We start from the raw sequence: 312 nt of genomic DNA, 5'->3' as shown, positions 1-312 counted from the left end.
GCATGGACACCAACCCGGACGGTGTAGCTTTGGCCAACGTCAATTATTTCGGCCAACCCGAACCCTGGCCGGAAGGATTCGCTGTTCCTTACCCGAAGGCACTGCATAAATTTGCCGGAGAGTTCCAGGTGACAGTACAACCGAACGGTTTTCTCCATATCAAGATGCCGGAGCTTGCTTACAGTCGTGGATACCGGCGCACATACCTGACAGGCGTGTTGGCCAAAGTGGTGGTGGACATTGCCAAAGTTTTAGGCAAACCCATCGCATTGGAGGATCTGGACTTCGGCAAAGACCGGCTGGACACGGACA

The 312-nt window shown here is 54.2% G+C and carries 1 pseudogene; it reads left to right on the top strand.

The window, feature by feature from the left end:
• Positions 1–312, top strand: a pseudogene (locus IT084_RS19165) (IS200/IS605 family accessory protein TnpB-related protein); the annotation flags it as partial.

Source organism: Desulfallas sp. Bu1-1, assembly GCF_015594625.1.
Taxonomy (GTDB): domain Bacteria; phylum Bacillota; class Desulfotomaculia; order Desulfotomaculales; family Desulfallaceae; genus JADNRQ01.
This window is presented reverse-complemented; position numbering and strand designations above follow the sequence as displayed.